The 13,607-nt window shown below is 64.1% G+C and carries 13 protein-coding genes; 4 read left to right on the top strand and 9 right to left on the bottom strand.

Annotated elements, in window-relative coordinates; translation table 11 throughout:
* Nucleotides 1-12: 12 nt before the first annotated feature.
* Nucleotides 13-903: a DMT family transporter gene (locus NKI66_RS07740; RefSeq protein ID WP_023812234.1), complete on the bottom strand. Its 891-nt coding sequence runs from the start codon at nt 901-903 to the stop codon at nt 13-15.
* 104 nt (nt 904-1,007) lie between these two features.
* Between NKI66_RS07740 and NKI66_RS07735 the strand changes: the two genes are divergently transcribed.
* Together NKI66_RS07735 and cml are read left to right on the top strand one after the other, a co-directional pair.
* The gene (locus NKI66_RS07735; protein ID WP_023812235.1) at nt 1,008-2,411 is read left to right on the top strand and encodes an aminotransferase-like domain-containing protein; all 1,404 of its coding nucleotides are present in this window, start codon (nt 1,008-1,010) and stop codon (nt 2,409-2,411) included.
* Between the two features lie 232 nt (nt 2,412-2,643).
* Nucleotides 2,644-3,840 carry a CmlA/FloR family chloramphenicol efflux MFS transporter gene (gene cml / locus NKI66_RS07730; protein ID WP_023812236.1) on the top strand — a complete coding sequence of 399 codons (1,197 nt, stop codon included), beginning with the start codon at nt 2,644-2,646 and terminating at the stop codon, nt 3,838-3,840.
* A 49-nt stretch (nt 3,841-3,889) separates the two neighbouring features.
* Here the strand turns inward: cml and NKI66_RS07725 are convergent, their stop codons facing one another.
* Nucleotides 3,890-4,783, bottom strand: coding sequence for a LysR family transcriptional regulator (locus tag NKI66_RS07725; RefSeq protein WP_023812237.1), 894 nt, complete (start codon nt 4,781-4,783; stop codon nt 3,890-3,892).
* Between the two features lie 127 nt (nt 4,784-4,910).
* Here NKI66_RS07725 and NKI66_RS07720 point away from each other — a divergent pair, with 127 nt between their 5' ends.
* Nucleotides 4,911-6,383: an MFS transporter gene (locus tag NKI66_RS07720; RefSeq protein WP_023812238.1), complete on the top strand. Its 1,473-nt coding sequence runs from the start codon at nt 4,911-4,913 to the stop codon at nt 6,381-6,383.
* Nucleotides 6,384-6,408: 25 nt separating this feature from the next.
* Here the strand turns inward: NKI66_RS07720 and NKI66_RS07715 are convergent, their stop codons facing one another.
* From NKI66_RS07715 to NKI66_RS07705, 3 genes are all read right to left on the bottom strand, one after another.
* Nucleotides 6,409-6,906 carry a MaoC family dehydratase gene (locus tag NKI66_RS07715; RefSeq protein WP_023812239.1) on the bottom strand — a complete coding sequence of 166 codons (498 nt, stop codon included), beginning with the start codon at nt 6,904-6,906 and terminating at the stop codon, nt 6,409-6,411.
* 192 nt (nt 6,907-7,098) lie between these two features.
* Nucleotides 7,099-7,527: a phasin family protein gene (locus NKI66_RS07710; RefSeq protein ID WP_128303992.1), complete on the bottom strand. Its 429-nt coding sequence runs from the start codon at nt 7,525-7,527 to the stop codon at nt 7,099-7,101.
* 110 nt (nt 7,528-7,637) lie between these two features.
* Nucleotides 7,638-8,933 carry a DUF445 domain-containing protein gene (locus tag NKI66_RS07705; protein WP_128303991.1) on the bottom strand — a complete coding sequence of 432 codons (1,296 nt, stop codon included), beginning with the start codon at nt 8,931-8,933 and terminating at the stop codon, nt 7,638-7,640.
* Between the two features lie 276 nt (nt 8,934-9,209).
* Between NKI66_RS07705 and rirA the strand changes: the two genes are divergently transcribed.
* A complete protein-coding gene (gene rirA / locus NKI66_RS07700; RefSeq protein ID WP_023812242.1) occupies nt 9,210-9,671 on the top strand; it encodes an iron-responsive transcriptional regulator RirA in 462 nt (153 codons plus the stop codon).
* Nucleotides 9,672-9,705: 34 nt separating this feature from the next.
* Here the strand turns inward: rirA and NKI66_RS07695 are convergent, their stop codons facing one another.
* The 4 genes from NKI66_RS07695 to NKI66_RS07680 are packed head-to-tail and all read right to left on the bottom strand — an operon-like array spanning nt 9,706 to nt 13,590.
* A complete protein-coding gene (locus NKI66_RS07695) occupies nt 9,706-10,494 on the bottom strand; it encodes a heme ABC transporter ATP-binding protein (RefSeq protein WP_023812243.1) in 789 nt (262 codons plus the stop codon).
* Nucleotides 10,495-10,500: 6 nt separating this feature from the next.
* Entirely contained in the window at nt 10,501-11,598 is a 1,098-nt protein-coding gene (locus NKI66_RS07690) for a FecCD family ABC transporter permease (RefSeq protein ID WP_023812244.1), read from the bottom strand.
* A gap of 11 nt (nt 11,599-11,609) precedes the next feature.
* Nucleotides 11,610-12,518: a heme/hemin ABC transporter substrate-binding protein gene (locus NKI66_RS07685; RefSeq protein WP_023812245.1), complete on the bottom strand. Its 909-nt coding sequence runs from the start codon at nt 12,516-12,518 to the stop codon at nt 11,610-11,612.
* Nucleotides 12,519-12,528: 10 nt separating this feature from the next.
* Nucleotides 12,529-13,590 carry a hemin-degrading factor gene (locus tag NKI66_RS07680; protein WP_023812246.1) on the bottom strand — a complete coding sequence of 354 codons (1,062 nt, stop codon included), beginning with the start codon at nt 13,588-13,590 and terminating at the stop codon, nt 12,529-12,531.
* Nucleotides 13,591-13,607: the final 17 nt, after the last annotated feature.

The raw sequence follows: 13,607 nt of genomic DNA, 5'->3' as shown, positions 1-13,607 counted from the left end.
ACGGTACCGTCGTCAGGCGATCGCGCGTCGTGGCAATTCCTGCTTCGCGAATCGCTTGGCGCCGACGACGCAAAGCACGACGCCAAGCGTGACGACCACCATCAGCGGGCTGACCTGCTCGTGCAGCAGCGTCGCTGCCAGTGCCAGTCCGAAAAATGGCTGCAGCAGCTGCAACTGCCCGACCGCGGCGATGCCGCCTTGCGCCAGCCCGCGATACCAGAACACGAAGCCGATCAGCATGCTGAACAGCGAGACATAGGCAAGCCCTATCCACGCACTGACGCCGACGCCGTCGAACGACGGCGGCATGGTCATCAGCGTCAGCACCAGCATGATCGGCAGCGACAGCACCAGCGCCCAGCAGATCACTTGCCAGCCGCCAAGCTTGCGTGACAGCGCGGCACCCTCGGCATAGCCCAGACCGCAGGCGATGATGGCGGCCAGCATCAAACCATCACCCACCGGCGAGGCCGTCACGCCCTGCGTCAGGGCAAAACCCGCGACCAGCGCGCTGCCGATGCATGAAAACAGCCAGAACGCCGGGCGCGGCCGATCGCCGCCGCGCAGCACGCCGAAAATCGCAGTGGCCAGCGGCAGCAGGCCGACGAAGATGATGGAATGGGCCGTGGTGACGTGCTTGAGCGCCAGTGCGGTCAGCAAGGGAAAGCCGACCACCACGCCAAGCGCGACGATCACCAGCGACAGCAGGTCGCCGCGCTCCGGACGCTTTTGCCGAAACAGGAGCAGCAGTGCCAGGCCAAGCAGTCCGGCAATCGCCGCTCGGGCCGAAGTCAGGAATGTCGGATCGAAATCCCTGACCGCCACGCGCGTTGCCGGCAGCGAGCCGCTGAAGATCAACACGCCGATGAATCCATTCATCCAGCCGCTCGCGGTCTTGTCCATCGTATGCTCCGTTTGTCGGCTCCGTATCGCGCGGAGCCGGTAGTATCGCCAGAGACAATGCGGTACAATTACACACAACTGTCATGCTTAGAAGAGCAGTACGGATGGACAAACAGACAACAGGAAGCGAGAGCAGCGGAACGCTGGTCGAAGGCGTCATGGCGACGATCCGCCAGCGGATCGCGGCGCGCAGCCTGACGCCGGGAGCGCAATTGCCGTCGATCCGCACCTTTGCCAAATCCATGCGAGTGTCCAAATCCACCGTGGTCGAAGCCTATGAGCGGCTCGCCGCCGAAGGTGCGATCCGCTCGCGGCCGGGCTCCGGATTCTATGCCGCCGGATCGCTGGCGCCGCTGTCGCTGGCCGAGATTGGTCCTCGCCTCGACCGCGCGGTCGACCCCCTCTGGATCTCACGCCAGTCCCTGGAGGCCGGCGACGACATGCTGAAACCCGGCTGCGGCTGGCTGCCGGCCTCGTGGATGCCGCAGGCAGGTCTGCGCCGGGCACTGCGCACGGTAGCGCGTGCCGACGATATCGCACTGGTCGATTACGGCACGCCGCTCGGCCTGCCACCGCTGCGGCAATTGCTGGCGCGGCGTATGGCCGGGCACGGCATCGAGGCCTCTCCCGGGCAGATCATGCTGACGGAATCAGGCACGCAGGCCATCGACCTGTTGTGCCGGTTCCTGATCGAGCCGGGCGACACCGTGCTGGTCGACGACCCCTGCTACTTCAACTTCCACGCTCTGTTGCGCGCCCACCGGGCCAAGGTCGTCAGTGTCCCCTACACGCCGTCGGGGCCGGATATCGATCTATTCGCGCAAGCGTTGGCCGAGCACCGGCCGCGCCTCTACATCACCAATTCCGCCATCCACAACCCGACCGGCGCGGTGCTGTCGCCAGTCACCGCCCATCGGCTGCTCAAGCTCGCCGACCAATCGGATCTGACCATCGTCGAAGACGACATCTTCGCCGATTTCGAACATGCGCCCGCCCCGAGGCTGGCGGCGTTCGATGGTCTCAACCGCGTTGTCCACATCGGCAGCTTCTCCAAAACGCTTTCGGCGTCGGTTCGCTGCGGCTTCATCGCTGCACCGCGCGACTGGATCGAGCCCCTGACCGACCTCAAGATCGCCACTACCTTCGGCGGCGGCCGGCTCGCGGCCGAACTGGTGCTGACGCTGCTCAAGGACGGCAGCTACCGCAAGCATATGGATTTGCTGCGCGCGAAGCTTGCCCGCGCCATGGGCGAGACCAGCGTTCGTCTGAAGGCGATCGGTATCTCACCCTGGATCGACCAGCCGGCCGGCCTGTTCCTGTGGTGCAGCCTGCCGGATGGCGTCGATGCGGCTGAAGTGGCCCGCCGCGCTTTGGCCGACAACATCGTGCTGGCGCCCGGCAACGCGTTCAGCCTGTCTGGAACGGCCAGCCGCTTCCTGCGCTTCAACGTCGCCCAATGCACGGACGAGCGGATTTTCACGGTGATCGAAGCTGCGATGGCGCGTTGATGCCCATCAAGCTGATCCTGTTGCCTGGGCAACCTTCGGCTGCTAGGGAACCGCGAGCGCACTCGAGAGAATGTCCGCGCAATCATTCCGGGATAGTGGTTATGGGAACCAGCAAGTCAGCAGACAAGTAGGCCGCAACAGCAGTTCGTTGTTGCGGCGGCCCGTCATTTCCCATTTTCAGTGAGAACGGCAGATCGCCGCCAAATGTAGCCATTTGAGCGGATGTTCAATCATGCCTTGTCCAAAAAACCCGACATGGACCACTTCCCTGCCAGCAGCCATGGTGCTGATGGCGCCCTTCGACATCCTGGCCTCGCTGGCCATGGATATCTACCTCCCGATCGTCCCGGCGATGCCGGGAATCCTCAAGACATCGCCTGATGTCATCCAGCTGACGCTGAGCCTCTACATGATCTGTCTTGGGCTCGGCCAAATCGTCTTCGGCCCGATTTCCGACAGGATCGGCAGGCGTCCGGTGCTGATCGGCGGCGCGCTTTTATTTGCAGGCGCTTCCGGCCTGCTCGCCTGCACCTCGCTGGCCATGGTGTTCGTCGCCTTGCGGGTCGTGCAGGCCATCGGTGCATCCGCCATTCTCGTTGCGACCTTTGCAACGGTTCGCGACGTTTATGCGCAGAGGCCTGAAAGTGCCGTCATCTACGGCCTGTTCAGTTCGATGCTGGCCTTCGTGCCGGCGTTGGGGCCGGTTGCCGGTGCATTGATCGCCGACAATCTCGGCTGGCGCGCGATCTTCCTGACGCTCGGCGGTCTGGCGGTAGCCGCCACCCTCAACGCATGGCCGAGATGGCATGAAACACGGCCCACCAATGGCAACGACAGGCGAATGGCGTTTCGTCCCATTCTCTCCAGCTTAGCCTTCTGGACCTATACGCTCGGCTTCAGCGCCGCCATGGGCGCCTTCTTCGTGTTCTTTTCGACAGCGCCACGGGTGCTCATGGATCGCGCCGGCTTTTCACAACTCGGTTTCAGCCTTGCCTTTGCCACCGCGGCACTGGTCATGATCGTGACCACCCGCTTCGCCAAAAGGTTCATTGCACACTGGGACATCGCGGGCAGCGTCGCGCGCGGCATGGCGATGTTGCTGCTCGGCGCGGCACTGCTGGCATTCGGACAGGTATTCGCGGCACCGTCCTTCGTCACATTCGTCGGCCCGATGTGGGTCATCGCCGTGGGCATCGTCTTCACTGTTTCGGTCACCGCGAACGGCGCACTCGAGGCCTTCGGCGATGTCGCGGGAACCGCCGTCGCGCTCTACTTCTGCATCCAGAGCCTTGTCGTCGGCATCCTCGGCACGCTGTTCATCATCCTGCTTGATGGAGACACGGCGTGGCCGCTGGTGGGCTACTGTTCGGTCATGGCGACGCTCACACTAAGCGCGCTGAGATATTTGCGGAAACGCCAAACCGAATAAACGGGACAGATGAGAAGCCTGGGCGATTGGCGCAGGCTTCTCATCGTTGTCAGCGAGACGCCGCGCAGATCTCCCGCACGCAGTCGCGCAGCCAGCGTTGCGCCGGATCGGCATCCAGGCGCGGGTGCCACAGCATGGAGATGGTGACCCCAGCCGTGGCAACAGGCAGGGCAAAACTGTGCATGCCGACGCGTGCGCCCTCGGTGTGCCGCTCCGGAACGCTGGCGATCAGGTCTGATGTGCGGGCCATGGCAAGGGCTGCCGAGAACCCGGACACCATGCACACGATTGTCCGCTGCAGCCCGAGCCGGTTCAAAGCCTCGTCGATCGGCCCTTTCTCGCGGCCACGCCGTGAAACGCTGATGTGCCGGCCTGCGGCATAGCGCTCTGGCGTCACCGTGCCCTCGCTCAACGGATGGCCCATTCGCACGGCGCCGATGAAGCGGTCGCGAAGCAATGCCTGGATGCGCACCTCCGGTCCGGTCTCGCCAGCGACGCCTATGTCCAGGTCGATCGCCACATCGCGCAGCGACATGACGTCTCCATCGGACTTCGGTGCAAAGCGGAGCCGCACGCCGGGCGCATCGGCCTGGATACGGGCAACGAGACGAGGGGCGAACTCTTCGACGAAGCTCTCATTGGTGCGCAGCGTGAAGACCCTGTCCAGGCTCGGGAGATCGAGCAAGGTGGCAGGACGCAGCAGCGCCTCCGCATCCTGGACGACACGACCAGCCTGTTGTCGCAGTTCTTCCGCACGCGGCGTCGCCACCAAGCCGCGACCGGAGCGAACCAGCAGCGGATCGCCCGTCGCCTGGCGCAGCCGCGCCAGCGTCCGACTCATCGCCGAGGGGCTGAGGCGCAGGCGGTTGGCGGCGCGCGCCACGCTGCCTTCGGTCAGCAGGACGTCGAGAGCGAACAGCAGATTGAGATCGGGCGATGTCATCGGCGGATCATGGCATGATATGGCGCCAAACGCACGAGTAAGATGCAAACGCTGCGCCTTCCGCCACATCTGCCAAGGGACTAGATCTCCAGCAGTTCCGGTTATGGACTGATGGAAGGGGATCGCCGTGGCAATTGCCGAGCAAAATCTGGACGGGCGCGCATCGGCGCCGCCACGGATGCAATCCGCCCGCTGGGCGCTGGCAAGCCTGTCGCTCGCCACGCTGCTGTCGTCGTTGGGAACCAGCATTGCCAGCGTCGGGCTACCGTCGCTGATGCAGGATTTCGACGCGACGTTCCAGTCCGTGCAATGGGTGGTTCTGGCCTATCTGCTCGCCATCACCACACTGATCGTCAGCGCCGGACGGCTGGCCGACATGTTCGGGCGCAGGCCGTTGCTGCTTGGCGGCATCGCGCTGTTCACATCGGCATCGGTGCTCTGCGGCCTGGCGCCGACACTCTGGCTGCTGATTGCCGCACGCGCCGTGCAGGGACTTGGCGCGGCGCTGATGATGGCGCTGACGCTGGCCTTTGTCGCCGAAACCGTGACCAAAGACAGAATTGGCAGCGCCATGGGCCTGCTCGGCGCCATGTCCGCGATCGGCACGACACTTGGCCCTTCGCTCGGCGGCCTTTTGATCGCCGGCTTCGGCTGGCGAGCGATCTTCCTCGTCAATGTCCCGCTGGGTGTGCTCACCTTCGCTCTCGCCTGGCGTGCCCTGCCGGCACACAGCAAGACAGCGCAGCAGGTCGACCGAGGCACGTTCGATGTCGTGGGCACCGCCTTGCTGGCCTTGACGCTGGCCGCCTATGCACTGGCCATGACGTTTGGCCGAGGCAATTTCGGCGCACTCAACATCAGCCTGCTGATAGCTGCCGGCATCGGCGTGTTTCTCTTCGCCGCCGCGCAGGCGAGAGTGAAAAACCCCTTGATCCAGCTTGCCAGCTTCCGCGACCTCCAACTGAGCGCCAGTCTCGCCATGAGCCTCGTCGTCGCCACGGTGATGATGGCGACCCTGGTGGTGGCCCCGTTCTACCTGTCGCGAGGACTTGGGCTCGATGCCGCAATGGTCGGCCTCGCGCTGTCGACCGGGCCGCTCGTCTCGACCTTGTCGGCGCTGGTGGCCGGACGCCTGGCCGACCGCTTCGGCGCCCACAGGATGATGGTCGCAGGCCTGCTCAGCCTCGCGACAGGCACGTTCCTGCTGTCGCTCGCCGTGACCAGACTCGGCATTGCCGGCTATGTCGTTGCGATCACCGTCACCTGCATCGGCTATGCCCTGTTCCAGACATCCAACAATGCAGCCGTCATGACCGGTGTCGGCGCCGGCCAGCGCGGCGTCGTTTCCGGCCTGCTCAACCTTTCGCGCAATCTCGGGCTGATCACCGGCGCATCGGTGATGGGCGCCATATTCGCCGTCGCATCGGCCAAAGGGCAGGAAGGCATTGGACTTCTGAGTTCCGAGGCCGCAGCACGGGGAATGCAGGTCACATTTCAGACGGCCACGGTGCTGGCGCTGGCTGCACTGTTCCTCGCACTGCTCTCGGCCCGCGCCGAGTTCAAGCGGCAGAGGCTGGTGGAAGTATCACAAGACCTCTGATTTTGCGCTCCAGGTGAACAGCCTCTCACGCCCCTGCCCGCTTGCGGCGTTCATAAAGCATGACCAGCGTTTCGGCCATCAAAGCAGGCTTTTCCTCGCCTTCGATCTCGACCGTGTTGGCGGCCTTCATCAGATACTGGCCGGGGCCCCTGTCCTCCATGGACAGCAGCGTGATGCGCAGTCTGATGCGGGCACCGACCTTGACCGGTGCCAGGAAGCGTACCTTGTCGAAGCCATAATTGAAGGCGGCCTGCGTATTCTCGGGCACGATGCCCATGCCGAGCGCCAGTGCGCCGATGATCGACAGCGTCAGATAGCCATGCGCGATCGTCGTGCGGAACGGGCTTTGCCGCCGCGCCCTTTCAGGGTCGACATGAATCCATTGATGGTCGCCGGTGCATTCAGCGAACTGGTCGATGCGGTTCTGGTCGACCGTCGTCCACTCCGACACGCCGAGTTCCAGCCCGGCCATCGTCCTCAACTGCTCGTAGGTAGGCGGCGTTTTAGGCCGTATTTCGTTCATTCCTGGTTTCCCGATCGCTTCCAGAGCCTCCGGACCACGAACTGACGGCCTCTGTCAATTCGCTCTGCGCGAATCCGTTCCGTCGATTTCGGCCGCAATCGTGCCACGCCGCCGGCGCAGTCGCAGGTCAAATCGGGCTTTCCGGGCTTCAGGGCGCTGTCGGCAGCAATGAGCCGGCCCCGGCCACATCCGCTACTTCTTCTCGTAGCCGGCGCGGATTTCCTCCATCGCCTCCTTGATGCGGGTGCGCAGGATGTCGACCGATTCGGCACCGGATTTCTTGACCAGTTCAGCCACTTCGCCCGCATTCTTCAACGCGGCCTCGAAGGACTTCCTGGCAAACTCCCTCCGTTTGGCCATCAGTTCCTGCGGATTGCCCGGCGCCCTGTAGCTTTGCGCGATATCGGTGACCTCGCGCAGCGTATCCTGCAGCATCTCGCGCTGCCGGGACAACAGCGAGGTGGCGCCGGCGGCACCGGCTCGTGCCGATTTCTCCAGCGCTTCGATGTTCTTGCGATGATGGGCGAGGATCGCCTCGACATCGACATTGGGCACCTTCAGGTCGCGGCCGAACCTGCCGAACATGTCCATGAAAGAATCGGATTCCGGTTGTTTTGCCATGCTCGTTTGCTCCCCTTTGCCGCATGATGCGGGCACCCTCGGCGGGAGAATAGCACTCGCATGCCGCGAGTCCATGAACGCGGAGGAATGAGCGCCAATCGGGCCGCGCATCAATTCACGAGGAACAGCCGCTCGGCCACATAGAGCACGACACCGGCGAGGCCGCCGATGATCATGCCGTTGAAGCGGATGTATTGCAGGTCCTTGCCGATGTTCATCTCGATCAGCCGCGTCAGCTGGGCAAGGTCCCAGCGCTTGACCTGGTCGGCGATGAATGTCGACACGCCGGCCTTCTGGCTCTCCACGAACGACGCCAGCGCCACCACGAACCCCTGGTTCATGTCGGCCCGGATCTGCGCATCGCCGGCAAGATGGCGGCCGACCTCGACGAACATGTTGGCAAGATGCGCGCGGACAACCGAATTCGGCGCCTTGGCGTCCTGCTCGATGAACTGGCTGAGGCTTGCCCACATGTCGCCGGCCAATCCCCTGACTTCCGGCCGGGCCAGGAAATCGCGCTTCAGCTTCTCGGCACGTTTGGCGTATTGCTTCGATGTCCTCAGCTTTTCGATGAAGCCTTGAGCGAAATGGTCGAATTCGGCGCGCATCGGGTGATCGGGATCGGCCCTCACCTCGTCGAGCAGCGAACCGGCCGAGGCGACGATCTTCTTCAGGAGATAGGCGTCGGCGCGGAACAGGTTGAACAGCGACGGCAGTTCCTCGCGGATCTTCTCGCGCATCGTCGCCAGCGCCTGTTCGTCATTGAGGAACCTGCCGATCACCTTGGTGAACTCGTCGAACAGTTTCTGGTGGCGGCGGTCGTCGGTAAGCGCTGACAACAGCTCGGCGGCCAGCGGCGCCAGCGGCACCTTTTCAATCTGTTCGAGCATGCGGCTGGTGACGAAGCCGCGCAGGCCGGATTGCTCTATCGCCGCCAGCGTCTGCGGCACCAGCCGCACGACGAAGCGCGACAGGCCGGCGGCGCGCTCCGCATCGGCCAGCCAGTCGGCGACGAGTGCCGAGAAATCGACCTCGGCGAGCTTTTCACGCACCGGTTCAGGCGCCAGGAAGTTGACCTCGATGAAGCGGCCGAGATTGTCGGCGATGCGGTTCTGGTTCTCGGGTATGATGGCGGTGTGCGGGATCGGCAGCCCCAGAGGTCGCCTGAACAGCGCCACCACCGCGTACCAGTCGGCCAGCCCGCCGATGGTCGCCGCCTCGGCAAAGGCAGCGACGAAGCCGAGCCACGGGTGGATGTGCTCGAACGATTTGGCGAGCGCAAACACCGCCACGCAAAGCGCCAGCGCGGCGGCCGCGAGGAATTTCGTCCGCCGCAACGCGGAAAGCTTGGCATCCGCTTCGGCATCGAAACGGACCGGCGCCAGGGGCGAAGCCGATTGTGACATGGGTGAGCCGCTCCTCGTCGATCTCAGCCTATTTAGTGTTCCGAGCGCCGAAATACCCGCGACAGCGGGTTTCGTCCGGCATCTTCTCCGGCTGCGCACACAAAGTTGAGGAGAAAATTCATCTATCGCACGAAGCTAGTCTGGAATTATTCCAAGGTATAGGCCATATTCCGCCCGAGCCAATGTGGCGAATCCGGAAATTCGGGTCAAAGCCGCATCAGCAAGAATTTCCAGATCTGGCGTGGTTGCACCGCACCAGTGCCTTGTGAGGACAAAATGCGGCTTACGCGCCAGACCAATTATGCCATGCGCATCTTGATGTATTGCGCGGCCAATGATGACCGATTGAGCCGCATCCCGGAGATCGCGGCCGCGTATTCGGTGTCGGAGCTTTTCCTGTTCAAGATCCTGCAGCCCCTGGTCGAGCACGGCCTTGTCCAGACCGTGCGGGGCAGGAATGGCGGCGTCAAGCTTGGCCGTGCCGCCGAAGCCATCAGCCTGTTCGATGTCGTGCGCGTGACAGAAGAGAGCTTCGCCATGGCCGAATGCTTCGAGAACGATGCCGCCGAATGCCCGCTGGTCGACAGCTGCGCGCTGAACTCGGCGCTGCGCGAGGCGCTGAACGCGTTCTTCGCCGTGCTCGCCCGCTACACGATCGCCGATCTGGTAGCGGCGCGGCCGAATGTGCGCAACCTGCTCGGCATCGACATGTTGGAGCGCCGCGCCCCGGCTGCCTAGCCCAGCCAGGGGCGCGGGCTAGGTTTGCAATAAATTAAGCTGCTGACTGAGGCAGCACGAACGGCATATTGCCGGCCGGCAGCACGCCGACCCTGAGCCGGCAGTCGAACACTTTTTCGATCAGGTCATCGCTCAGCACATCCCGCGGCGACCCGGTGGCGGCGAGCCGGCCGCGATGCATGACGAAGATCCGGTCGGCATACATGGCCGTCAGATTGAGGTCGTGCAGGATGGCGACCACGCCGCCGCCCCTTCTGGCGAAGTCGCGGGCAATGTTCATGATGATCAGCTGGTGCTTGATGTCGAGACTGGAAACCGGCTCGTCGAGGAACAGAAAGCGCGGCTTGCCGTCGAGCACCGGCGCCCAGACCTGGCACAGCACGCGTGCGAGCTGAACGCGCTGTTGCTCGCCGCCCGAAAGCTCCTGGTAGAAACGGCCGGCAAAGCCGTCGAGATCGACACGCGCCAGCGCCCGTTCCGGCAGCCGCGCATCCTCGCCCGGCAGGACGCCTGAGCGGCCGCCGACAAGGCCAAGCTTGACCACTTCCCGCACGGTGAACGGGAACGACAGCGTCGTCGCCTGCGGCAGCACAGCGCGATGGACGGCCACCTCGACCGGCTTCATCGTCGAGAGATCTCGGCCGTTGAGGGCAACGCGCCCGGTATAGGCGAGTTCGCCGGAGAGTGCTTTGAGGAAGGTCGTCTTGCCCGAACCATTGGGGCCGACGATGGCGGCGATCTCGCCGGGCCGCGCGTGGAAATCGACACCACTGACGATAGGCTTGCCGGCGATATCAACCGAAACATCCTTGGCCTCGATCATCAAGCCTCACAAATCAACCACGCCGCGCTTGCGCAGCAGGATCCAAAGGAAAAACGGCGCGCCCGCTATCGCGGTGACGATGCCTATCGGCAGTTCGGCCGGCGCAACGATGGTGCGTGCGACCGCATCGGCCAGAAGCAGCAGCGAGGCGCCGAGCAGCGCCGACGCCGGCAGCAGATAGCGATTGTCCGGACCAATCAGCAGGCGCAGCAGATGCGGCACCACGATGCCGACGAAGCCGATGCCGCCGCTGACGGCGACGGATGCGCCGACCGCGGCAGAGACGCCGACGATAGCCGTGTATTTCAACCGCTGCACCGGAATGCCGAGATGACCGGCGGTCGCCTCGCCAAGCGCCAGCGCGTTGAGGCCGCGTGCCAGGAACGGCATCGCCGCCAGCGCCAGCACGATGATCGGCCCTACCGACGCGATCTTCGCCCAGGTCGCGCCACCGAGCGATCCGAGTTGCCAGAAGGTCAGGTCGCGCAACTGGCGATCGTCGGCCATGAAGATGAGGATGCCGGTCAGCGCCATGGCGAGCGCCGCCAGCGCGATGCCGGCAAGCAGCATTGTGGCAACCGAGGTTTGCCCCCGCCGCGTCGCGACCTGATAAAGCACCAGCGTGGTGGCGAGCCCGCCACAGAAGGCCGCCAGCGGCAATGCGAGCGTGCCGAGCAAGACGGTCACCGGAGCCAATATCGTGGCGCCGAGCACGATGACGGCAACCGCGCCGAGGCTGGAGCCGCCCGAGACGCCGATCAGGCCGGGGTCGGCCAGCGGATTGCGGAACAGTCCCTGCATGACCGCGCCGGAGACCGCGAGCGCCGCGCCGACCAGCATGCCGAGAATGATGCGCGGCAGGCGGATGTCGTAGACAATCAGGCTGTCGCGGGCGCTCACCGCGGCGTCATCAGGCACTGTGCCGAACAGCCAGTCGCCAATGACGTTGACGGCCGAAGCGTCCGAAGCCCCCGATGTCAGCGACAGAAAAATGGCAGCCGCGAGCCCCAGGCACAGCAGAAGGATGACGATGCGGGCGCGGCCCGACCGGTCGCCTTCGGATACGCTTGCCATCACCGGGCCGGCGATCGATTGATCGACCATGATCCGCCCGTTCAGTCCGTGACCTGCCCGCCATAAAGCGAGACAGCGAGGTCGTGGATGGCATCGGCCGTGCGTGGCCCGAAGCCGAGCAGATAGGCACCGTCGATGCGGATCAGCTTGCGCGCCGTTCCGGCCGGCGTCGAGGCGATCGACGGATTGCCGAACAGTTCGTCGTCCGACACCGGAGGCCCGGCATTGCTCATCATCAGGATCACGTCCGGTCTGGCGGTTATGATCGCCTCGTCGGACATTTGCTTGTAGCCGGAAAAGCCCTCGACCGCGTTGACGCCGCCAGCCAGCTTGACCATACCGTCGGCCGCGGTCTCGCTGCCGGCCGCCAGGATCTTGCCGCCCTGTATCGACAGCACGAACAGGATGCGCTTGCGCTCCTTGATCGACGCCGTCTGCTTCTCAGCTGCCGTGAGCTTGGCATCGAGCTCCCCGGCGAGCACCTCGGCCTTGGCATCGACGCCGAGCGCCTTGCCGACGATACGGACCTTTTCGAGGATGCCTTCGTGGCTATAGTGCTCGGGCACTTCGATGAACGGGACGCTCGTCTTCTTCAAGACATCGACGGCTTGCTTGGGACCGCTGCCATGCAGCGCCAGGATGCCGGTCGGGTTAACCGACAGCACCCCCTCCGGCGACAGCCCGCGCATGTAGCCGACATCGGGCAGCTCAAGCGCCGCCTTTGGGTACCGGCTGGTGGAATCGCGAGCCACCAGATGCTTTTCCTCGCCGAGCGCATAGACGATCTCGGTGATCGAGCCGCCAACGGCCACGATTTTCGAAGGATCGGCAAACACGGCCGTGCCTTCCATGGCGCTGGCGGATTGCAGTGCGATAACAGCCATGGAGAGACCGATCACCGGCCCGAAAATAGATCCGCGCACGGTCGACAATCTTGGGAAAAAACGCATCGCATTTTCCTCAGGCTGCGGTCGGGCTTGGGATGCGCGGCAGGTTTTCCGCCAGGAAGCGCCAGTCGTCCCGCTCGCTTTCGCCTTCATGACGCTTGCCGAAGAACTGGATGAACATCTTGCCGTCGGCGTCATAGACCTCAAGCGAGGTGACATGACCGTCCTTGGTCGGCTTGCGCACCGCCCAGACCTCCTGGATGTGGTCGGTCCGCAAATGCAGGTGGAAGGTTTCGTCCAGCACGTTGATCCATGGCCCCATCGGCTTGATCGACTTGATCGGACCGGAATGGATCTGGATGCATCCGCGGTTTCCCACAAAGCACATGATCGGCATCTCGCCCTCCGCGGCGTGATGGAACATGGCACGGACGCCATCATTGTCGAGTTGCCAGGCATAGTCTTGCCCGACCAGGCGGACCGCCTGCCGGCGGCTCAGCTTCAGCGTCTTCAGCATGCCGAAGAACTGGTGCACGTCGGTCAGCCGGCTCCAGCGGTCGCGCAGATCGTCGAGATTGGCGCTCGCTTCGTCGCCATGGATCTCGTCATCGGGGAGTGGTCCTGAAATGTCGACCGTCGGCTCCTGATTGGACGATTCGAGCGCGGCAACCAGTTTCTGATAGGCATAGAGGCTGGAGGCCGGACGCAAATGCACCTTGTGCACGGCCTCGCCCGCCGCATCGAAAAACTGCAGGCTGCGGCGGATTTCGTCGCCGTCTCGCTTCTCGACGGCAAAGCCGTGTGCCCAGACCTTCGGGAAGATGCGCAGGTCGATGTTTTCGCCAAGCACCATGGCATTGTGGTTGCCGGTGACGACTTTGTCATAGACGCCGATCTTCTCGTGCACCGCGCTTTCATTGCGGGTCAGCGCCATGACCTCGCCGACGGCTTCGAGACCGGTCAAAAGATCGTTGACGCGTGGCTCGACACGGACGACGCCGTCGCCGCAGTGGGCTGCGACCAGCTCGGCCTCCGAAATGCCGAGCTGGGCGGCGAGATCACGCTCGCGCGTCTTCGGATTGTCTGTCCGTGCCCGCCGGATTTCATGCGGGGCGGGTTTTACGCGCTGGTCCATGTCTTGGTCCCTGTGGC

It is taken from the genome of Mesorhizobium sp. M0518 (genome assembly GCF_040321125.1).
Taxonomy (GTDB): Bacteria; Pseudomonadota; Alphaproteobacteria; order Rhizobiales; family Rhizobiaceae; genus Mesorhizobium.
This window is presented reverse-complemented; position numbering and strand designations above follow the sequence as displayed.